The following is a 21,111-nucleotide window of genomic DNA, read 5'->3' as shown; positions in this document are numbered from 1 at the left end:
GATCACATTGTAGAATGGAGGAATCTGAATGACAAAAGAGCATTTTATGATTTTCATGGCTAATAAAGCATGAAAACCATCAACTCAAGATGCATCACATCATTTTTTAGAAAAGAGCATATAAAAAAACCTGACTTTTACAAGTGCAGGTTTTTTCGTCATGATGTGGCTTCTTGCTGCTGCTCTTCAAAAATGCGAAATCCTCTTTTTTCTAAAGCTTTTGCAAGGCTGTGTTCTGTATTTACTTTTGAGAAATCAATGCCGAGTTTCACTACAGTTTGAGCGATCTCTGGGCGAATGCCTGATATAATCGTCTCAATTCCTAATAGCTTCGCACTATCGACCACTTTAAACAGCTGATAAGCAACCATCGTATCAACAACGGGAACGCCAGATATATCAATAAATAAGTGCGTTAGGCGCAGTCTTGAAGCCTGTTCTAGCACGGATTCCAAAATGATTTTAGCCCGGTACGTATCGATTTCTCCGATCAATGGCAAAATCCCGATTTCCTTTGATACTGGAATAACAGGGGCACTCAGTTCTTGAATCATCTCTCTTTGTGCATTCAGCTGACTGAGTGTCACGCGGTCATACTCTTCTGATAAACGCTCAATCATATCATCAAATGTGGCGTGAAAGTGCTGATTCCACTGACACACATCTTGCAGCGTCACTTCAAGCTCTGTTTCTTGGGTGAATGTCTCAATTCTCGAACAGAAAATGTGGCGGAAAATCTTAAATTGTCCAATGATCTCATATAACGGCACCTCGTGCACTGCTCGATCACGAGCAATATCAACAGACCACTTTTTCAAATGGTTTTCTACTTTGTCTGACAGTGTCACAAGTGTTGCTGCAATGGTTTGAATAAACGCTGTGTTCTGTTCCTTCAGCTTCTTTTCCGTTTCCTCTGAAGCATGTTTAGAATATAATGAGCCTTCTTCTGTTCTTGTCTTTAGCCATTCTTCGGTCATGACAGGGGCTTCTTTTAGGATAAATTCGTATAATTGCTTTGATTTTTCATTTTTCATTTATTTCTTTCGCTCCTTTTGCACTTAAAACTCGTGACATACAATTTTTATGTATAAATGACCGTAGATGGTGAACAATATCATTACACGTTTGATATTGGGCTATAGCCAAGTGGTAAGGCAATGGACTTTGACTCCGTGATCGTTGGTTCGAACCCAGCTAGCCCAGTTCAGCACAAAAACGAAGACGGCTGAAGCATGTTTCAGCTGATCTTCGTTTTTTATTAGGAAACTGATTGATGAATCGCTTTCTTTTTAGATATTTTCATAAGTTCTCCTGGATTATAACCAACTACTAATTTATTTCCATCAATGATGATTGGTCTTCGAAGCAGTTTTGGTTTTTCAATGAGAAGCTGCAAAACCTCGTTTACTTTTAAGTCATTAATATTTAAATTTAAGCTTTTAAAAGCTTGACTTCTTGTGGCTAAAATTTCATCCATTCCTTCTGTTGTTAAAGAAAGAATCTTTTTTAATTCATCTAGAGTTGGCGTTTCTCTGAAAAGGTGACGCTCTTTAAAATCAATTTGATTCGCCTTTAACCAATGTTTTGTTTTGCGGCAAGACGTGCAGCTCGGGTATGAATAAAAAGTAATGTCACTCATTAGTCTTCCTCCTTAGGTCATTAACCTTTTCTCTTATGGAGTAAGTACCCTCATGTTTTTCGACATAAACACTTTTTCATCATTTTTTCAAAAAAATTTTTTCTACATTCAAAATAAATTGTTCACACGTTGTCAAAAATGTAAATGTTTACATAACAAGTGGTGATCAGCTATAATATGAATCAAAGGGGTTTTTTTAAGGGGAGGGAAAGAAATGAATCGCATGTTCCGCGTGCTTGGCTTTTGGACGGGTATTTTTGCTGTCATGTTCTATTTAGGACATATGAAAGATGCATCGCTGCTGTTCTTCGGTCAAACCGTTCTTTTTGTATTTTTATCCTACTTGAATTTATCCGAAAGAATGTATATTTACATTTTCGGAGCGTACTTGACGATTTTCTTTGCCGGATTTACATATTATTCGATTTTCATCATGGTTCCCGGTACCGGACATTAATTGAAAAAAGCATCTCTTCTAAAGAGATGCTTTTTTCATGCATGCAATTAAAGAGAAAAACCATTAATAAACGGATTTTGCTCCTGCTCCGTCAGCACAGTGGTTTCCCCGCCATGCCCGCTTAATACAAGAGTTGATTCTGGCAATGACAATAATTTATGATGGATTGATTGAAGCAGCACTTCCTGACTGCCGCCTACTAAATCTGTTCTCCCAATGCCGCCTTCAAATAGCGTGTCACCAGAAATAACAAAGCCCTCTTCCGCCGAATAGTAAGACACACTGCCAGGTGAATGCCCAGGTGTATGGAACATTTCTAATGTAAACGACCCAATTTGAAGCGTTCCTTCTGTCGTAATCAATTTTTCAGCTTCTTTGACCGTAATTCCATTTCCAATCAATCGAGCTGAACCGTTTAATTCAGCGTTCGTGAGCCATTCTTTTTCATTTTCGTGTACATACAGCGGCACTCCCCACTCTTCGCGCACCTCATCTGCCGCACCAATATGATCAAAATGAGCATGTGTCAATAAGACAGCAAGCGGTGTGAGCTGTTTTTCTTTTACATAGGAAATCAGCTTTTGCGCTTCACCGCCTGGATCAAAAATTAAGCATTCTCCCTGCTCGTTTTTCCAAATATATGCGTTCGCTTGTACATAGCCTAGTGGCATTCTTCTCCAATTCATTTTCATCACCTACTTTATTCATTCTTTTTTATTATGAAGGCTATTCAATAAAAATTCAAACAATCGTCAACTGGAATCTACTCGACAAGCTTTATGAAAACGGTTAAAATGAAAAGAAAGGAAATCAAGGGGATTGATGACAAAGGGGGACTTTCACATGATGCTCGTCATTATTTTTGGTCTAGTCACGATTTTAGCTGCGCTCGGTATCTATCGCTCACTAAAAAAAGTGAACGTACTTGCCATCGCTTTTGCTGGCGCTACATTTTTGGTTTTTGGATGGTTCACTGTCATGACCATCATCTATAGCGGTTATCCAACTGCACATTAAAAGCCTGTTTATAGCAGGCTTCAGATTGTTGACAAAGGGCTAAAATGATCTTGATTTTAGCCCTTTGTCTTCTTTTCAGCGTGATAGAAAACCTTTGCAGTCTAAGAAGGACGAGCACCGGAGCGGAGCGAATGTGACATTCGTGAGTACCGGAGCGCAGACCTGACATCGAATGCGATGGTTTGTCTACACGCTGAAAGCCTGCTTATAGCAGGCTTTTTTATTGATTTAAATGCTTATTCACGCTTTCTAATTTGCTTGTAAGCGTTGTGGTTTGATCCCGCCTGTCATCGATGCGAATATTGGTCGCTACTCGGTGCAATCCCTTTTCAAAAGGGGCTTCATGAATGCGCTGAATGACCTCAAATAAAATGGATAATTCGCCTTCAATTAACGTATTCATCGGTGTTAATTGATATTTGATTTTCCCTTCTTGTTGAAAGCCTTCTAAAATTCTTTGTACATCTGCTACGTAAGCACTGACACTTGGTGTTTCAGTGCCTATCGGAATGATGGTGACGTCTGCTATAGCCATCGTTTTTCCCCTTTCAATCAAATTCTCATGTTTTCTCGTCCTCATTGTAACCTATCTTCAATCAATCATGCCATGCTCACGTTGCGTTTACGGCAGGTTTGTCTCGTTCTATCGTCAAATCCGCCCTCTCTACCTTTCCGATCTTTGTAAACAAAAGCAGGCATATACCTGAAACAGCTTCAATGATGCCGCCAGCCGCAATGACATACCCAGATCCAAACAGTGTTGCCATATAACCGCCAATGAGGGCGCCTAACGGAATCATCAAGTAGGAAATCATGTTGATAATCGCGTACACTTGCGGCTGATCCTCTGCCTTTACTGACAATTGAATCATCGTATGTTCGGGTACGTTAACTGCACTAATGGCTGCTCCTAAAGCAAAAGCTGATATAAACACAAGTGGTAACAATGCGTTCATGCCTGTGATGAAGAAGGCGATTCCATCAACAATCCCAGCACCTATAAACAGCAATCCATACCGATTCACTTTTATTTTTGTCAAAACAAACCCCATCAAAAATGCGCCTAGTGCGGTTGTGACTTTGATGAATGAATAGACGACCGGTCCACTATGTAAATCTTCAGTTAAATAAATAACAGACAATGCTTCCCATGGTGCCGCAGCAAAGTTTGAGCAGACACAAAAAATCGCTAAGGGAAACAAAATATGATGGCTTCTAACAAGTGAAAAACCTCGAATTAATCTTTTGCCATAGGATAATCCTTTTTTGGCTTTATCGATGATGGCTTCTGTTTGATATGAAATCATGAACACCAATAAAGCGGACAAAAGATAAAGAGGAATGATCACAAGCATTGTATAGCCTACGCCTACAAATGCAATCATGACACCACAAATCGTTACCGTCACAAGTCTTACGACATGACTTGCTGATTGGATGGTTGCATTCGCTTTTTGTATGAGATCCTCATGGACAAGCTTTGGAATAATCGATACAGATGCCGGTTCGTAGGAGCCTCCTGTCGCCGAATGAAGCAGCATGCAGCCAATGATGAGGACTAGCGGTGTGAAACCATAAAAGTAACTAACCACGATCACAAGAATAATCGCTCCTCGTGTTAAATCAGCAAAGCACATCCAAAATTTCAATTGATGCGGCTTCATCATGGGCGTAATAAATGGTCCAACAATCGCTTGAGGGACAAAGCTGACCGCAATAAAAAAAGCTGTCCCTATTGCTCCTTTCCCTCCTAGTACCAAAAGCCATAAGATGGTGTTGAAAGATAAACTATCAGCTGTAATTTTGCACATTTTAGAAACAAATAGATAAGTAAAATTTCTTTTCCACAGGCTTTGAGCACTCAATAGTCGACATCTCCCTAAATCATATCCTTTTTTTTACATCCATATCTTTCACAATAGCTTACAAGAAAGCCTTCGTCAATTACTTCAACATTGTTTTTATTGACCATAAGCAATTGATTGTTTCTCTGAATATGAAAAAGCACCAGACAGGTGCTTTTAACACTTACACGCTTCCCACAAAAGCCGCTTTGTTTTTTCATAAATCGAATCAAATTGATCCATGGAAAGAGGATTTTTCCCTAGACCAAGCTCAACTGTATAGCCCTCATTATGAAATTGATAAATAAACCAATCGCGATAGCCTGCATAGCTGTCGAGATATTGGATCGGTTTGTAGCCGCTCACTTGTTCGAATCGTTTGACCATTTCTTTTGAGATGGCTGGCTCATGGCCAAGAAAACCCCAATAAATTTCTTCTCCTTGTGTATGAAGGGCAATCAGCCGGTCAAATCGTTTTCGCAGCGCAAGATTTGCCATCGCTTTCGCTTCTGGTTCTGTTAACGGCTCGCGCCCAGGATAATCCCGGTAGGACGGTGCCTTCGACTGATGACGATAGTACTCGATCTCCCAATAAGCAGGGAATTGATTGTTTAAATCCACCCCTCGAATATTTGCTTTCCATTCCCGGTAATCGGAATATCCATCGTTTAGCAGTGTGAATTCTTCACGATGAAGCCCTAGTGACTCCGGTCCATTACGAACCAAATCCACTCCATCTGGATTGACCATTGGTACGATGGATAAAGCGGTGGTCTGCAGAATATGAACCGCTTCATAATGTCTTGCCTGCACCGGGTCAGACGCTGATAAGCAAAGCGATTTCAACCATTTTAATAAAACAGACGTCGTGATCCATTCATTTGCATGAAATGAGGCATTGAGATGAATAGAATGTAAATGCTGAACAGGCTCTGTTCGGATTTCATAAATAGGTGTATCAAGCACTGAGTGGCCAATGACGCTGATATGAAGAAAAGGAAATACGGCTTTCAAGCGGCTCAGCTCTTCTTCTAATTGAGCGCTATCATATTCAAATGTTCCATTGATCCAATCATCGGATTGCTGCAGTCTGTAAGGCGCAATAAATCTCTGCACATCACCGATGGAATCAAATATATGGACTCCTTCTGGAAGTCTATATCCCGGTAAAAGAAGGTCATCAGTGCTTGTTTGATTAGATAAATGAAAAGCAGCTTTGCCAATACCAAGCTGCTTTGCCACAGCATCCCTCTCCGCTTCATCGAGCTGCCATTCAATTTTTCCAAACGACGTTGTCTTCATTTACATCCCTCCTCTCATACTATATGAACCGTCAGGCAAAAAAAGAAAACCTCTGCTTCTAAAAATAACAGAGGTTTTTTCATCTATTAGGACGCCTTTTTCAGCTCCGTTTCACCTTCTTTTTTGGATGGTGAATGGTCCGGGCTGTTTCGATCATAAAATCTAAGGAGATCTCCGTAGATGATTTGATCAGAGAATTGAAGCTCCTGCTTCGCCTTCTCTTCATAAGACTGACACACATTTTTATCATCTGCTGGCTCGCCCGTTTCTTTATTGTAGCAAACACCATCTGTAAAAATGCTGTCCTTCGTAATAAAGCTTCCATCACGGAGTACTGTAAAGTCATTCGTATCTTTCGATAAAAGGTCATGACCAAATTGAATTTGTTTACTTGTATCAATGCCTAGAAGATTGAGTACAGTTGGACGGATATCGACCTGACCGCCTACAGTATCAATTTCTTTTGGATGTTGATCCGTTACCCCTGGAATGTGTACAACAAACGGGACTTTTTGAAGCTGTACTTCTTCAAATGGCGTAACCTCTTTATTTAAAAATTGTCCCATGGCTTCGTTATGGTTTTCAGAAATTCCGTAGTGATCCCCATATAAAACAAAAATGGAGTTATCGTATAACCCAGCTTCCTTCATCTTTTTAAAGAAAAGCTTAAGGGCTTCATCTTGATAACGCACTGTAGGGAAGTACTTGTTCAGCGTTTTGCTCTTTGAATCATATTCATCAATGAGCTTATCTTCTTCATCTAAATCAAAAGGGAAATGGTTCGTTAATGTAATCAATCTCGTATAGAAAGGCTGCGGGATCGATTTCATTAATTCAGCGGACTGCTCAAAGAACGGACCATCTTTCAGTCCCCAGCCAACTGAGTTTTCCTCATTCACATCAAATGATTTAATATCAAAGAACTTATCGTAGCCAAAGCTATCGTAGATAAGGTCACGGTTCCAGAAGCTTTTGTTATTCGCATGAATAACAGAAGAGTGGTAGCCCTCATCCTTTAACAGCTCAGGTGTCGCTGTAAACTCATTACTTGGATTTGTGAAGAACACAGCCCCTCTTCCAAGTGGATAAAGAGAATTATCTACAATAAACTCTGAGTCAGATGTTTTCCCTTGACCTGTTTGGTGATAAAAATTAGTAAAGTTATAGCTCTTCTTGATCAATTTGTTTAAAAACGGAGTAATTTCTTTCCCGTTTAATTTTTCATTGATCACGAAACTCTGTGTAGACTCAAGTGATACAAGAATGACATTTCGTCCTTTTGCTTGACCAAATGTCTTTTCATTACGGTCCGTTTGATTTGCGCTTACATAGTTTTCAATTTCCGTTAAGCTATTACTGTCAGCAAGGGCTCGTTGAGCAGACTGCTTCGATTGCAATACCCCATCATAAATATGGAAGTTATATAAGCTGATATTTTTCACCAGCATCTCACGGTCAAATGAGCGAGTAAGCAGTTCTGGTCTTTCTGTTTCAGCTAAACCAAGGTTAAAGAAAAATGTAGCTGCCACAAATAAGTAATATGCTGCTCGTTCTTTTCGTGAAACTGTGACATCTGTTCTAAAGGAAGGCTGTTTTTTATAGAGCCAAATTAAAATGATGATATCAACAAACATCAGTAAATCGACTGGTTCAATTAAAGAGGTAATACTTGACCCGAGGTCACCCATATTGTTTGTTTGAAATAGGACGGGGATGGTTAGAAAGTCACTATAGAATCGATAAAACACAATGTTGGCTAACAAAATGAATGTCAGGATAAAGCTTGTCACGATGATATATCGATTTCGATTTTTCTCTTTGAAAAATAAACCGATACCGAAGATAAACAAGAGAAAGCTAAGCGGATTAATAAACAGGATAAACTCCTGCATGAAATTTTCAATTTTAATATTGAAGCTAGATTTATAGATAACATAGGTTTTGACCCACATCAGCAATGTCGCAATCAGTAAAAATGAAATCGCCTTTAATCTTTTCTTTCGCATTGTAACCTCCTTATGCTAAGCGCGCACCTAGGCTCTAGATATACCCTAATTATTGGTGCTTCTAGAAAAATAACTAAAGTATATCTTATCCTGTATATGATGGAAAATCAATGTCTTTTTCCTCATGACAAACTTATGAATATGCTAAACATCCAATTTCATGCCTATCTATCGCTTTTTTTAATAAAAATGACATCATTATGACTTTTTTGTTCAAGACAGCCATTTGGTTTTTGCCATCCATGCACCGCCGATGACACCCGCATCGTTTCCGAGAGATGCAATCACCACTTCAACATCGTCTGCGCAAGGCGGGAACGCATGTTGTTTCACAACGCGTTCTACTTTACTGCGAAGAAGCTCACCTGCTTTTGAAACACCCCCGCCAATCACAATTTTTGTTGGGTTTAGAGCACTGGCAAGATTCGCAAGGACAAGTCCAAGATGTGTCGTCACTTCTTCTACGACACGCATTGCAAGATCATCTCCGTTTTCTGCCGCTTCAAATACATTCTTTGCTGATAGCGAAGCGAGCGTGCCAAGTGAAGATGTATGCTGCTCGGTTTCTAATTTATCCTTTGCAATCCGGACGATGCCAGTTGCAGATGCGATCGTTTCAATACAGCCTGTTCTTCCGCAGTTACACTGTGCTCCTTGAAATGGAACGGCACAAATATGGCCAATTTCTCCGCCAGCTCCTGTCTCCCCTTGAACAACTTCACCGTTGACGATGATGCCGCCGCCAACCCCCGTTCCAAGTGTGACCATCAGGATATTTTTTGCGCCATCTCCTGCACCCTTCCACATTTCACCGAGTGCAGCAATATTCGCATCATTTTCAATGACAGATGGAAGTCCTGTCTCTGCCTCTAGGTGATCTTTCAACGGATAGTTTGTCCAGCCCAGATTCGTTGTTTTATAGACGATTCCAGATACTTTATCTACAGGTCCAGGTGCACCCATTCCGATCCCAATAAGTGCTGATTTTGGCATACTGATCTCAACCAGTTTATGGTCAATTGATTTGGCAATATCGACTGTGATCGTCTGCCCGGATTTATCCGTAGGAATCTCCCACTTATGCTGAATTTCACCATATAAATTAATGAACGCAAGCTTAATTGTCGTACCGCCAAGATCAATACCTACAAACCAATCCCCTGTCATATGCCCTCCACCTTCACATTGTTTTTCGATTTAATTTGGCTAGCTCCATTTGAAGAATCGTCATTGCGTTTGACCATTCAGTCCGGTCAATAATGCCCGATGTATACATTTCCTTCAATTCGTCTGCCATAAATTCTAATTCTACTTCACGATCTCCGAAATACACATAATTCCCAAATCTCATGAGCAGCTGCTGTACATCATATAACGTTTTCATTGTTTCCACCATTTCTTCTCATCAACAGATAGGATAAGCGTATTCATAAATGCGCTTTCAGTCAAGTCATTCAACGTGTTTGACTATTTTCGATATATTGTTTCAGCTTTAAAAATTGATCATTTTGAGGATCCTGGTTTAATGCTTTCTCTAATAGTTCTTCTGCTTTCGTTGTCTCTCCTTTTTCTACGAATAACAACGATAAATGATACAGTTTATTTGGTTCATCTGGATCTTTTTCAAGCGACTTTTGTAAAAATTGAATGGCCTTATCAAGGCGGCCCTGCTGCGCTTCCGATAGTGCATAAATATGAAGTGCCTCAGCTGATGCATCTTTTTCGTGTACGTATTCCTCTAGTCGTTCACTTGCTTCGCTATACTTTTTCTCATCAAATAAACTCGCTGCCTCACTTGTTGCCGCTGCTTCCTTTTGATTATCAGAATGAAATCCTGTATACAATCCAAGACCGCCAATCAAGAGCAAAACAGCAGTCGCAAGAAGCATTTTGACAGGCTGCGTCTGTTTAGGCAGACGGACAGCTAATGCCGTGAAAAAGCCGCCAACCAAGCCGCCAAGATGCCCTGCGTTATCAATACCTGATACAGTGAAGCCTATTCCTAGGTTAATGAGAATAATGACAATAATATTTGTCCCCATCGTCCGAAAGAAAAGCTTTCGGTTTGAGATAGCTAAATATAACAGTGCCCCTAAACAGCCAAAAATCGCGCCTGATGCTCCGGCTGCAATTGCCGTATTAAACACAAAGCTCGCTATAGAGCCAAAAATGCCGGAAATCAAATAGATGAGCAAAAATCTTCCTGACCCATAAATTCTCTCAACAGCCGCTCCAACGGACCAAAGAGCAAAAGTATTAAAGAGTAAGTGCGTCAAGCCAATATGTAAAAACATTGGTGTTATCAGGCGCCACCATTCACCCTCTAAAATCAGCACATTATTTTTAGCACCAAATGCAGTTAAAGTTGCCGTATTGGTACTTCCGCCAGATAGCTCAAGTAAAAGAAACATCACCACTTGGACAGCGATCAGCAAGTAGGTGAAAATGGGTCTGCCATTTTGAAACACGGCCCGTTCTCGTTCACGCTGTTTTTCCTGATCATCAAATGCCTGGAGCACGTTCCTTTTAAGCTGCATTGCATCCTCAGCTGTGTCTCTCTTCGCTTCTTCTACATCAACTGCAAGAGATGTATTCAGCCATTTTTGCAGTTCATTTACATCGTTTAGAAGCGTGTCTGCATTGAGTAACACAGGAGTAACTGTCACCTTATTCTCTTTTTGCGGCTGACCGTTTAAGTCTTCCCAATCATCTACTGGGACATCAGTTGTAAATTGCAGCTGCAAGAGATGAAGCGATCGTTTACGCATAGCTTCTCTCAGCTGATTGATCCGGTATGTTTGCTCCTCGATATCTCGAACGATCTCCTGTCTGAAATTCACATCTTTTCTATACAGACGGATGAGATCATAGCCTGAGTTTCGTGGTGCTTCAAAAAATATTTCATCTTCTGGGTACGGACTTTGAATCATCTCGTATCCTTTTTGTCTTAGTTCATCAACAACTCGCCAAAATAGACTATCTATGACATTCATACATTCGCGCTCCATTTTTTACATTATTATAGCAAGAATCGTTCTGATCCGCATTTCAAAACAAAAAAATCCCGGCATTTGCGGGATTAGAATGCTTGGCGAATAAATTTCGTCCGAAAATATGGGATTTTCATCAGCCATTTAATCAAAAAGTGACGTACTTGATTTTGGCCTAAAATCAAATTCATGAGCCGATAACGATTTTGCACGAGAACGAATGCAAACAGTGTGAACACAATGCTCCAAATCATTTTATTCATCATATTCCCTCCTATGTTCGTATCGTGGCTTAAATAGGATTTGTTTATGCATGAACCAACATTTTTATCGCTTAAAAGCAGGCCTTCACAATCTAATCCCTTGTTCTTTTGATTGAATATAATAAACCTCTCCCTCTGATTGATCATAAGAAACGTCAAATTGATGAAGGTCGATTAAATCCTTGAAAGTATGAGGCAGCTTACAATTCCGCTCTAACCCCTCCACCTTGTGCGGGAAGTAACTGTCGTATGGATTGGGTGTATGAACATATACAGCATCTAAACCAGGGTCATGTTCGTGAATACAAATCCAAGTTTGGTATGGCTTTTCAAAGCCTTCAAGCTGTTTTAGCAGCCTATGATATAAAGCGATATGAGCTTTAATATGCTCTCTTCTTATTTTTAAGCTATTTTCCCCGACTCCAAAAAAATCAAGGTGCGTATGCGAAAAAGAGAACCACGAATCGTGGTCGAGCGTTAATTGATGAGTATTCACTTCCTCCCACATATTACGGAAGTATCTTTTCTTTCCACGAAATTTTTTCAAAACATGTCCCCCCGTCAGCTAAAATGCTTTTTAATGAAGAATGTTGATCGCTATCTTTCATGTGACTTTTGATCACAAACAAGACCTTCGCTCAACACAAAAAGCCCGTTCATACGTATAAGCAGCGGACTTTATTTTGAATATATGGTACCTTTCTCACTGACCATGATTGAGACCGGGATGTCGTGCGTTTCAGCCGGAATATGCTCGGTTTGCTGTACTGTCAAGCAAAGGGCAAGCGTTTCGCCGTGATAGTCAGCTAAGTAGCGGTCATAATAGCCGCCTCCATATCCGATACGGTAGCCTTGTCGATCAAAGCACACCCCAGGCACAATGATCAAATCGATTGATTTTTTAGATGCAGCGGCCGACGCCATAGGGTCGGGCTCCAATAGCCCAAAGTAGTGGGATATCATTTTCGTTTCCGGTGTATATTCATAAAACGTCATCTCTTTTGTTTCCGGAAAACAGGTGGGTACACATACTGTTTTTCCCTCCTGCCAGGCTTTTTCAATGAGAGGCATTGTCGGTACCTCTTTTCCTCTAGACATGGTGAGTGCAATCGTATTTGCTTCTTTCCATGCTGACAGCTGAAACAAGTGCTCATGAAGTAAAGCGGTGCTTCGCTTGAATTCCTCAGCACTCATCTTGTCCAGCTTGGCTAATGTTTGAAGGCGAAGTTCCTTTTTCACACAGATCATCTCCCATCATAAAAAAACAGCAGGAAAATTCCCTGCTGCTTACTTTGTTTCACGATGTAAAGTTTGTTTTTTATCACGTGAGCAATACTTTTTGAATTCAACGCGATCTGGATTGTTTCGCTTATTCTTTTTAGTAATATAGTTACGCTCACCGCATTCAGTGCAAGCTAGAGTAATATTTACGCGCATGTTTTTCCCTCCAAACTAAAATCAATTCACATTCAGACCTAACTATAATACCACTTCTAGCTTAGGAATGCTAGAATGTTTTTTCACCAATTTCAATTTCAGTGCAATCCGACTGCGTTCTGATCTATATCGCACGGTCATTTCATGAAAAATGGCCTACTCCCCTATAAAACGTCAATCTTTGTCGTACTGTATACATGAGAAACCCTCTTTTATTTTGACAGCGAGCAAGATTTTCATACTCGTTTTTCATATAAAAAGAAAAAAGATGAAAAAAAGGTGATTTTTTCAGCAATTCCTTTTGAAACTAGCTTTTTTATGGTATAAAAAAGAAGGGTCGAAAACTGTCTGAAACAATCATGAAAGCCTTTTATGGCTTTCAGCATTAAAATATGAATAAAAGGTGATGAAACATGGAAATTGCAATTATCGGATTGCTTGTTGTCAGTATCGTACTGATCGCATTCTCATATTTTCAAAGAGAGCCGATTAAAGAAGTCGAGCAGGAACTTGAAACACTTCAACTATCTGCAATGCAAGAAATCTATAAACTGAAAAAGAAAATGAAGGTTCTTGAAGAAGAATTGCTTGAAACAAACATTGTCGTCCGCAAACATTCAGAAATTGATCCATCTATCGCAAGACAAATCATTTCAAAGCATCAAAATGGCATGTCTCCTGAGGCTATTGCGCGCGCTGAGCATGTATCTGTAGATGAGGTCAACATGATCATTAAAGACAACGAGAAGGTGCTTGTATGACGAAAAAAAGCATCCAAACGTTTGCGGCAGGTATGATTCTTGCAACTGGTGTTCTGGCAATCGTTTTTTTCCTCACTGGAAAAGATGAAGCGGCGGCTGATACAACCACAAAAGAAACGCTCGCAGCGAAAGTAACAGACACTGATGTGAAAAACTATTTAGACTCTAAAAAAGAAGTCTCCGTCAGCCGTGAAACATATCAGCAGCTTCTTGATTATAAAGAAAAAGCACTGAAAGCAAATGAAGACGGCGATTCTAAAAATGATAAAGAAACATCAGACAAGCCTAAAGGCAAATCGGTCAAATTCGTTATTAAAAACGGGATGAGCACAAGTGATGTTTCAGACATGCTTGAAAAGGACGGAATCATCAACTCGTCTAAAGATTTTAATGATTACGTGATTGACGCCGGCTACCATAAAGAAATTCGTGCAGGCAAATTCAATTTAAAAACAGGGATGACGTTCAAACAAATCGTCAAAGCCTTAACAAAATAACAGTAAAACCCCCTGGCGGCACTGACCTCCAGGGGGTTTTGTTATCCAAATCGACCAGATATATAATCATTTGTTCTTTGATCATTTGGCTCAGAGAACATCACATTCGTATCATTGATCTCAACAAGCTCACCCATTAAAAAGAAGGCTGTTCTATCTGATACCCTGGCCGCTTGCTGCATGTTATGCGTTACAATGGCAATCGTGTATTTCTCTTTTAATTTCATAATCAGTTCTTCAATCTTTAATGTGGAGACAGGATCAAGCGCTGATGTTGGTTCATCCATTAATAAAATATCTGGGCTTGTGGCAATAGCTCTTGCGATACAAAGACGCTGCTGCTGACCGCCGGAAAGACCTAATGCAGGCGCACTTAAGCGATCTTTCACTTCATCCCAAAGGGCAACATCACGAAGCGCTTTTTCAGCGATTTCTTTCAATTGCTGCTTGCTCTTCACCCCGTGAATTCTTGGCCCGTAGACGACATTATCAAAGATAGATTGAGGGAATGGGTTCCCTTTTTGAAAGACCATGCCGACGTTTTTACGCAGTTCCACGAGATCGACGCGGCCTTTTAAAATATTGTCACCGTTATACATCATATCCCCGGTAATTTTCACACCTGGGACTGTTTTGACCATGAGATTTAAGGTCTTGATAAACGTTGACTTTCCGCAGCCGGACGGACCGATAATTGCTGTGACTTCATGCTCTCTTATGTCTAAATCAATATGCTTCAGTGCGTGATGTTGTCCGTACCAAAGGTTCATATCATTCACACGAAACACTTCTTTTTTTGCTGTTTCAGTTGCTACTGCATTCATCAAAATCCACCCGCCTTATCCAAATCGACCATTGATATAGTCTTCTGTTTTTTGCTGCGCAGGACGTGTAAAGATACGTTCAGTGGCATCATATTCTACTAGATCACCGTTTAGGAAAAAGGCCGTATGATCAGATACACGTAACGCTTGCTGCATGTTGTGTGTCACAATGACGATCGAATAATCATTTTTCAACTCTGATAATAACTCTTCAATTTTTGCATTTGAGATCGGGTCTAGGGCAGAAGCAGGTTCATCTAATAAAAGAACGCTAGGCTTCATCGCAAGTGTACGGGCAATACAAAGGCGCTGCTGCTGACCGCCGGATAATGACAAAGCTGAGCGGTGCAGACGATCTTTGACCTCATCCCAAAGCGCCGCTTTTGTTAAGCTTTCCTCTACCGCATCATCAAGCACTGATTTTCTTTTTTCACCCGCATACTTTAACGCATGGGTAATGTTATTGTAGATTGATTTAGGAAATGGATTTGGTTTTTGGAAAACCATGCCGATTTCTCTTCGTAAATTGACCACGTTAATGCGGTCATCCAAAATATTGAGCCCTTCGTACATGATCGCCCCTTCACTTCTCGCACCTGGGATCAAGTCGTTCATGCGGTTAATGCTGCGTAAAAAGGTTGATTTCCCGCAGCCAGATGGGCCGATTAATGCGGTAATTGCGTTCTTCTCAATTTCAAATGAAATGTGATTGACCGCTCTTTTTTCCCCATAATAAATGCTTAAATCCTGTACCTGTAAAATCTGTTCTGCTTGAAGTGGAGCCTTTTTTGCTGCAATCTCTTTTTTTTCTGCTAGCATTTGAACCATATCCCCTTCACACCTTTCTTACATTATTTTGACGTAAGCTTCTTATGAATAAATGAACCAAGCCATCTAGCTGCTAAGTTGAATACTAAAACTGAAAGCACAAGAACGGCTGAGGCACCATTTGCAATGGCCTCTGCATCTGGAATGATTCCTTGTGTATTGACGCTCCAAATATGAACCGCTAATGTTTCTGCCGGTCTAAAAATATTCAGCGGTGACGTATCAGAAAATGGGCTCCAGTTTGTAAAATCAAGACGCGGTGTGGTGAGACCTGCTGTGAAAAGAAGCGCTGCTGCCTCCCCGAAGACTCTTCCAGATGCTAAAATCGCACCAGTAATAATAGAAGGAATTGCACCTGGAATCAGGACCGTCTTCACTGTATGCCATTTCGTCACACCAAGGGCAAGTGATGCTTCCTTTTGATCCTTCGGTACAGAGCGAAGTGCGTCCTCTGTCACCCTGACCATCACTGGCAGGTTAAACACCGTGAGCGCAAGAGCTCCTCCGATGATCGTATAGCCCCATCCTGTTAAATTGACAAACATGAGTAAACCAAACATACCAATGACAATGGAAGGAAGTGAAGACAGCACTTCAATACATGTGCGAATAAAATCAGTGACTTTGTTTTGAGGCGCATATTCAGCCATGTACACTCCGCCGCCGACACCAAGTGGTACTGTGATCAGCATTGTAATAAACAAAATGTAAAACGAGTTAAACAGCTGATCCCTAATGCCGCCGCCAGAGCCAATCGCACTTGAGCGGGTTGTCAAAAAGTCAAAGTTTAATTCTTTTGCACCGTTGAAAATGATATAAGAAAACAAACCAACTAGGATCGCCGTAATAATGGCGGCACATAATCCAAAAACAAACGTGGCAAAACGATCGGTCATTTTGCTATTCATTAAATCTTCCTCCTAGACGACAAGTATCTGATAATGAGTATGAACATAAATGATACAACTAGAAGGACAAGTCCCATTGACCAAAGTGTATTGTTTTCAACACTTCCATACGTTGTGTGTCCCATGTTTAACGTAATAATGGTTGTTAATGTACCAGCTGTATCCATAATGCTCTCTGGTAAATTACGTGTGTTTCCAATGACCATTTGAACGGCAAGGGCCTCCCCAAATGCTCTTGCCATTCCAAGCACAACCGCTGTCATTAACGTCGGGAACGCTGCTGGCACAAGAACTCGTCGGATCGTTTGCCATCTTGTTGCGCCAAGTGCATACGATCCTTCGCGTAAGCTTTTTGGAAGTGAAGCCATTGCATCAGTTGCAATAGATGTAACGGTTGGCAAAATCATAATAGACAGAACGATCGTTCCCGCTAACAAACTGTGCCCTGAGCCGCTTGACTTGAATTGTCCAATAAACGGCACCAATACTGTAAGACCTATGAATCCGTAAACAACGGATGGAATCCCTACAAGCAATTCAATGACTGGCTGGAGAATTTTCCGGCCCCATGCAGGTGCAATTTCTGTCATAAAGATCGCTCCTGCGATGCCTAGCGGCGCTGCAATAAGTGCCGATAGAAGCGTGACGGCGATCGATCCAAAGATAAATGGAAATGCACCATACTCCGGGTTTTCTGCTGTTGGGTTCCAATTGATACTGGTTAAGAACTCAATTGGGCTTACACCATTTACGATGAAAGATTGTAAACCCTTAATGCCAAGGAAGATGGTAATGGCGATGGATACTGCAATCATTAAGAATGCGCAGAATCTCACCAAAATACTTCCTCTTACTTCATCCATTTGCCTATTTTTCTTCGAGCTAATCAGCCGATCGCTCGCTTCTGTATGTTCTATCTGCTTCATTTTTTTCTACACTCCTATGAATGTCATAAAAGGAAAAGTGAAATGCTCCACTTTTCCTTCATCAGCAATTCAAGACCTCTTACTTATCTGATTGTTTACCTGCTGCGTCTCTTTCTACTTTCATATTAGAGACTGAGATGTAGCCTTGATCTTTGACGATTTCTTTTTGTACTTCGTCACTCATAAGGTAATCTAAGAATTGTTTTGCTAGACCTTCCGGCTCACCTTTTGTATAAGAGTGCTCGTATGCCCAAATTGTATATTTACCGCTTTCTACATTGCTTTCTTCCGGTTTCACACCATCAATGCTAAGCGGTGTAATTTTATCTTCCTTTAAATAAGAAAATGCTAGGTATCCAATTGCACCTGGTGTTTCTGCAATGATTTTTTGCACATTATTTGAAGATTCTTCTGTAATACCTTCTGCAGGTGTTGCGCCATCAAGTGCATATTTCACAAATGTTGCACGAGTTCCTGAAGAATCAGGTCTGTTGACAAGCGTGATTTTTTGGTCTTTCCCGCCAAGCTCTTTCCAGTTTTTGATTTTACCAGTGAAGATTTTTTTCAATTCGTCCTTTGTGATGTCTTTGACACCCACTTCAGGGTTTACAGCTGCGGCCATTCCAACAACTGCTACTTTGTGGTCTTTTAAAGCTTTTGCGTCGATTCCGTCTTTCTCTTCAGCAAATACATCTGAGTTCCCAATTTGTACAGATCCTTCTGATACTTGAGAAAGTCCTGCTCCAGAACCGCCGGCTTGTACTTGAATATCGGCTTTTGGATGTTTATCCATGAATTTTTCTGCTGCCGCAAGAACTAAAGGCTGCATCGCAGATGATCCTGAGATGGTAATGGAACCTGATGCCTCATCTTTGTTTGAAGCATTTCCTTTACTGTCTTTTGAATCTCCGCTTGAGCTGCTGTTTCCGCATGCTGTGACGAATGCTAACAATGCGATAGTAAGGAAAGTAAGCAGCCATAATTTGTTCTTTTTCATTTCAAGAATACCCCCTGAATAATTTGTCCTACGAGTAATACATTAAAGGTTCTTTATTAATTTCGTTTAAATGGAATGTTAAGGTTTTGTAAATGTCGAAGTTTTGTAGAGAAATTGCGGCGTTTTTTATGAATTTTGTCAATTTATATCGGAATTTTTGAAGAAAACGTAAAAAAACGCCCACAAAAAGTGAGCGTTTTTACCTATGAAAGGTCTAGTTATTTGTTTCTGCTTCATTTTCAATTTTGTTTTTGTTTTTTGCCTGTGTATCATTGCTTTCCTGTTTTGATTTCAGTTCAAAGTACTTGTCTAATACTTGTTCCCCAATATCGTTTGTAATTGGATAGCGCTGGTTGTAGTCTTGATACACCCATGGCACGACAACGGAAATGGCCACTTCAGGATTATCAGCAGGCGCGTATGCTACAAGAGTTGTGTTATATGTCGGTGTACCGCGCTTGCTTTTAATTGGACCGTCATAGAATGATTGAGCGGTCCCTGTTTTGCCAGCTGGATTATACTTTTTGTTGCCAAAGTTTGAATAGGCTGTCCCTCTTGGGTTCTGCATGACAAGCTTGAAGCCTTGCTGGACACGCTTGATTTGATCACTTGTCATGTCTAGCTTATTCAATACATCCGGTTTGACGGATTCTGTCACAGCTCCAATGCCGCGCTGCGGATCTGGCTCTCTCACTTCTTTGACAAGCTGCGGACGCAAACGATACCCGCCATTTGCAATGGTTGAAACGTATTGCGCCATTTGCAGCGGTGTAAACGTATCATACTGTCCAATCGCATAGTCAAGTAAGAGACCTGATTGTGTAGACGTTCCTCTGTAGCCCGTTGCCTCGTTTGGCAGGTCAATACCAGTTTTGACGCCAAGACCAAATTTACTGAAATTGTAGCGGAACGTATCAAATGCTTTCGGATCAATTGGGAGCGGCTGATTCTTACGATATTCGCTTTTCCCAATGGCGATCGCTGTTTTGAACATATACACGTTTGATGAACGCTCTAATGCTGTTAAATCATTAATGAGTCCCATATTTTGATAGGATTTCTTTGGCGGTGACTGGGCGATATAGAGCGGTTCATCGTATTGGGTACTTCCAATATGAATAGCGCCTGTTTTATATCCGGTCAGTACCGTTGCCCCTTTTACAGCTGATCCCATCGCATATGAGGATGTCATCGTTCCTAATGAGTAGTCATCGAACTTGTATTTTCCGTTTTTGTTTGAAATCTGCTTACCCGCAACAGAGAGAACCTCTCCATTTCTCGGGTCCATCATGACAACAAATGCGCGGTCAAGAAGCTCAGTTCCCCCTCTTTGTTTCGCACTTCTCAAGTTCTTTTCAATAATTTTTTCAACCGCTTTTTGCAGCTGAATGTCAATTGTCAGCACAAGGTCTTTCCCGCTCTTACCTTCTGTTAACACTTTAGAGCTTGTGACATTGCCCTGTTTATCAGTTGTACTCTGTTCTTTTTCCTTTTGGCCCTGCAGGACATCTTCATATTGATATTCGAGATAGCTTTTTCCTACACGGTCATTTCGGCTGTAGCCGAGTGATAGATAATGCTCAAGAAGTGACTGCGGAAGACCTTCATCACTCGAAGACACACTGCCAAGCATACTGCGGAGCAGTCCTTTATACGGATAGCTGCGTGACCAGTCTGTCGTTACATCAACACCTGGCAGCTCGTCCAAATGCTCAGAAACGTAAGCAATTTCGCTTGGCTTTACATCTTCATTTTTAATAAATTGAGGCGTAAGTGCATAGCCTGCATCCATCTGCCTTTTAATGGCAAGCACTTGTAAATCTTTTTTCGTCAGTTGATTTAATTCCTTGTCTGTTATGCGTTTTAGCTGAAGCTCATATAGTTTATCATCAGAGACCTTATCGTCACCCTTTAATTCTGATTCCTTTTGAACAAGCTTTTTCGCTTCATTCGGATGCGTTAAGATCCAGAAATCTTTTTTGTCACGATCTGTGATTTTTTTCGTACTCACATGAATCATATCCGCTAATTTTGATGCCACTTTGAGCCGCTCTTCTTGTGAAGTCGTCGAGGTTCTCGTATATGTAATGGCATTTAGCGCTTTATTGCTGACAATCGTATTGTAGTTTCGATCGTAAATCTTTCCGCGCGGAGCAGATGAGCTGACATTCACATCCTCTTGTTTTTCTGCCTGCTTTTTATAATCTTCTCCATTGACAATTTGCACAAACCCGAGTCTAACGACAACACCGGTAAAAATAATAAACGCAGCTAAAAATAATAAATTCAGCCGGATCGGAAGTGTTTTGCGCCCTTCCTTCGCGTCTTTTTTGTTTTTCTTGTTTCTCATCACATCACCTTTTCTATCAAGAAAGAAATGGCACCCCTTTTTGTGTTTAAAAGGTGCCATCATCA

General features: G+C 40.7%; 24 protein-coding genes and 1 tRNA gene. 5 read left to right on the top strand and 20 right to left on the bottom strand.

The window, feature by feature from the left end:
* Positions 1 to 158: 158 nt before the first annotated feature.
* Positions 159 to 1,034, bottom strand: coding sequence for an STAS domain-containing protein (locus V6Z54_RS14885; protein ID WP_039179956.1), 876 nt, complete (start codon positions 1,032 to 1,034; stop codon positions 159 to 161).
* A 98-nt stretch (positions 1,035 to 1,132) separates the two neighbouring features.
* Here V6Z54_RS14885 and V6Z54_RS14880 point away from each other — a divergent pair.
* Positions 1,133 to 1,203: transfer RNA gene (locus V6Z54_RS14880), tRNA-Gln, on the top strand.
* Positions 1,204 to 1,258: 55 nt separating this feature from the next.
* On the opposite strand, the gene V6Z54_RS14875 is transcribed toward V6Z54_RS14880, so the two are convergent.
* Positions 1,259 to 1,639 (bottom strand): Spx/MgsR family RNA polymerase-binding regulatory protein, encoded by a 381-nt coding sequence (locus tag V6Z54_RS14875; protein ID WP_007501232.1) that lies wholly within the window; start codon positions 1,637 to 1,639, stop codon positions 1,259 to 1,261.
* Positions 1,640 to 1,853: 214 nt separating this feature from the next.
* Here V6Z54_RS14875 and V6Z54_RS14870 point away from each other — a divergent pair, with 214 nt between their 5' ends.
* Positions 1,854 to 2,096, top strand: coding sequence for a DUF2626 domain-containing protein (locus V6Z54_RS14870; RefSeq protein WP_003217440.1), 243 nt, complete (start codon positions 1,854 to 1,856; stop codon positions 2,094 to 2,096).
* Between the two features lie 47 nt (positions 2,097 to 2,143).
* Here the strand turns inward: V6Z54_RS14870 and V6Z54_RS14865 are convergent, their stop codons facing one another.
* Entirely contained in the window at positions 2,144 to 2,782 is a 639-nt protein-coding gene (locus V6Z54_RS14865) for an MBL fold metallo-hydrolase (protein WP_039179959.1), read from the bottom strand.
* 157 nt (positions 2,783 to 2,939) lie between these two features.
* On the opposite strand from V6Z54_RS14865, the gene V6Z54_RS14860 reads away from it, so the two are divergent.
* Positions 2,940 to 3,113 (top strand): DUF2759 domain-containing protein, encoded by a 174-nt coding sequence (locus V6Z54_RS14860; RefSeq protein WP_003217333.1) that lies wholly within the window; start codon positions 2,940 to 2,942, stop codon positions 3,111 to 3,113.
* 220 nt (positions 3,114 to 3,333) lie between these two features.
* On the opposite strand, the gene V6Z54_RS14855 is transcribed toward V6Z54_RS14860, so the two are convergent.
* From V6Z54_RS14855 to rpmG, 11 genes are all read right to left on the bottom strand, one after another.
* Positions 3,334 to 3,648: an MTH1187 family thiamine-binding protein gene (locus V6Z54_RS14855; RefSeq protein WP_034319597.1), complete on the bottom strand. Its 315-nt coding sequence runs from the start codon at positions 3,646 to 3,648 to the stop codon at positions 3,334 to 3,336.
* A 76-nt stretch (positions 3,649 to 3,724) separates the two neighbouring features.
* Positions 3,725 to 4,978, bottom strand: a complete 1,254-nt coding sequence (locus V6Z54_RS14850) for an MFS transporter (protein WP_163114805.1) — start codon at positions 4,976 to 4,978, stop codon at positions 3,725 to 3,727.
* A gap of 156 nt (positions 4,979 to 5,134) precedes the next feature.
* A complete protein-coding gene (locus V6Z54_RS14845) occupies positions 5,135 to 6,259 on the bottom strand; it encodes a M14 family metallocarboxypeptidase (RefSeq protein ID WP_338527453.1) in 1,125 nt (374 codons plus the stop codon).
* Positions 6,260 to 6,345: 86 nt separating this feature from the next.
* Complete coding sequence (locus V6Z54_RS14840) at positions 6,346 to 8,265, bottom strand: LTA synthase family protein (RefSeq protein WP_041086189.1); 1,920 nt, start codon at positions 8,263 to 8,265, stop codon at positions 6,346 to 6,348.
* Positions 8,266 to 8,478: 213 nt separating this feature from the next.
* Entirely contained in the window at positions 8,479 to 9,432 is a 954-nt protein-coding gene (locus V6Z54_RS14835; protein ID WP_338527452.1) for an ROK family glucokinase, read from the bottom strand.
* A gap of 13 nt (positions 9,433 to 9,445) precedes the next feature.
* Entirely contained in the window at positions 9,446 to 9,649 is a 204-nt protein-coding gene (locus V6Z54_RS14830) for a YqgQ family protein (protein ID WP_008342322.1), read from the bottom strand.
* A 70-nt stretch (positions 9,650 to 9,719) separates the two neighbouring features.
* Complete coding sequence (locus V6Z54_RS14825) at positions 9,720 to 11,258, bottom strand: rhomboid family intramembrane serine protease (protein WP_338527451.1); 1,539 nt, start codon at positions 11,256 to 11,258, stop codon at positions 9,720 to 9,722.
* Positions 11,259 to 11,344: 86 nt separating this feature from the next.
* On the bottom strand, positions 11,345 to 11,518 hold the full coding sequence (locus V6Z54_RS14820) for a hypothetical protein (RefSeq protein ID WP_162473402.1): 174 nt from the start codon (positions 11,516 to 11,518) through the stop codon (positions 11,345 to 11,347).
* Between the two features lie 85 nt (positions 11,519 to 11,603).
* A complete protein-coding gene (locus tag V6Z54_RS14815; RefSeq protein WP_338527450.1) occupies positions 11,604 to 12,065 on the bottom strand; it encodes a hypothetical protein in 462 nt (153 codons plus the stop codon).
* A gap of 131 nt (positions 12,066 to 12,196) precedes the next feature.
* The gene (locus V6Z54_RS14810) at positions 12,197 to 12,757 is read right to left on the bottom strand and encodes a 5-formyltetrahydrofolate cyclo-ligase (RefSeq protein WP_338527449.1); all 561 of its coding nucleotides are present in this window, start codon (positions 12,755 to 12,757) and stop codon (positions 12,197 to 12,199) included.
* Between the two features lie 48 nt (positions 12,758 to 12,805).
* Positions 12,806 to 12,955 carry a 50S ribosomal protein L33 gene (gene rpmG / locus V6Z54_RS14805; protein WP_008360061.1) on the bottom strand — a complete coding sequence of 50 codons (150 nt, stop codon included), beginning with the start codon at positions 12,953 to 12,955 and terminating at the stop codon, positions 12,806 to 12,808.
* Positions 12,956 to 13,368: 413 nt separating this feature from the next.
* Between rpmG and V6Z54_RS14800 the strand changes: the two genes are divergently transcribed.
* The gene (locus V6Z54_RS14800) at positions 13,369 to 13,716 is read left to right on the top strand and encodes a hypothetical protein (RefSeq protein WP_024422989.1); all 348 of its coding nucleotides are present in this window, start codon (positions 13,369 to 13,371) and stop codon (positions 13,714 to 13,716) included.
* Positions 13,713 to 14,213 (top strand): endolytic transglycosylase MltG, encoded by a 501-nt coding sequence (locus V6Z54_RS14795; RefSeq protein WP_024422990.1) that lies wholly within the window; start codon positions 13,713 to 13,715, stop codon positions 14,211 to 14,213. The genes V6Z54_RS14800 and V6Z54_RS14795 overlap by 4 nt, the downstream gene beginning before the upstream one ends.
* 41 nt (positions 14,214 to 14,254) lie before the next feature.
* Here the strand turns inward: V6Z54_RS14795 and pstB (V6Z54_RS14790) are convergent, their stop codons facing one another.
* The 6 genes from pstB (V6Z54_RS14790) to V6Z54_RS14765 all read right to left on the bottom strand — a co-directional run bounded on the left by pstB (V6Z54_RS14790) (position 14,255) and on the right by V6Z54_RS14765 (position 21,046).
* Positions 14,255 to 15,037 (bottom strand): phosphate ABC transporter ATP-binding protein PstB, encoded by a 783-nt coding sequence (gene pstB / locus V6Z54_RS14790; protein ID WP_039179987.1) that lies wholly within the window; start codon positions 15,035 to 15,037, stop codon positions 14,255 to 14,257.
* A gap of 15 nt (positions 15,038 to 15,052) precedes the next feature.
* Positions 15,053 to 15,856, bottom strand: coding sequence for a phosphate ABC transporter ATP-binding protein PstB (pstB, locus tag V6Z54_RS14785; RefSeq protein ID WP_170825867.1), 804 nt, complete (start codon positions 15,854 to 15,856; stop codon positions 15,053 to 15,055).
* Between the two features lie 32 nt (positions 15,857 to 15,888).
* Complete coding sequence (pstA, locus tag V6Z54_RS14780) at positions 15,889 to 16,773, bottom strand: phosphate ABC transporter permease PstA (protein WP_041086201.1); 885 nt, start codon at positions 16,771 to 16,773, stop codon at positions 15,889 to 15,891.
* Positions 16,773 to 17,699 (bottom strand): phosphate ABC transporter permease subunit PstC, encoded by a 927-nt coding sequence (pstC, locus tag V6Z54_RS14775; protein WP_041086203.1) that lies wholly within the window; start codon positions 17,697 to 17,699, stop codon positions 16,773 to 16,775. Before pstC ends, pstA begins: the two co-directional genes overlap by 1 nt.
* Before the next feature lie 79 nt (positions 17,700 to 17,778).
* Positions 17,779 to 18,696 carry a phosphate ABC transporter substrate-binding protein gene (locus tag V6Z54_RS14770; RefSeq protein ID WP_041086205.1) on the bottom strand — a complete coding sequence of 306 codons (918 nt, stop codon included), beginning with the start codon at positions 18,694 to 18,696 and terminating at the stop codon, positions 17,779 to 17,781.
* A gap of 214 nt (positions 18,697 to 18,910) precedes the next feature.
* Positions 18,911 to 21,046 carry a penicillin-binding protein 2 gene (locus tag V6Z54_RS14765; RefSeq protein WP_041086850.1) on the bottom strand — a complete coding sequence of 712 codons (2,136 nt, stop codon included), beginning with the start codon at positions 21,044 to 21,046 and terminating at the stop codon, positions 18,911 to 18,913.
* Positions 21,047 to 21,111 lie beyond the last annotated feature (65 nt).

Origin of the sequence: Bacillus sp. MAG717A (genome assembly GCF_036884855.1) — a bacterium.
Taxonomy (GTDB): Bacteria; Bacillota; Bacilli; order Bacillales; family Bacillaceae; genus Bacillus; species Bacillus safensis.
Note: the sequence above shows the minus strand (reverse complement) of the source record. Positions and strands in the feature narration are given on the sequence as shown.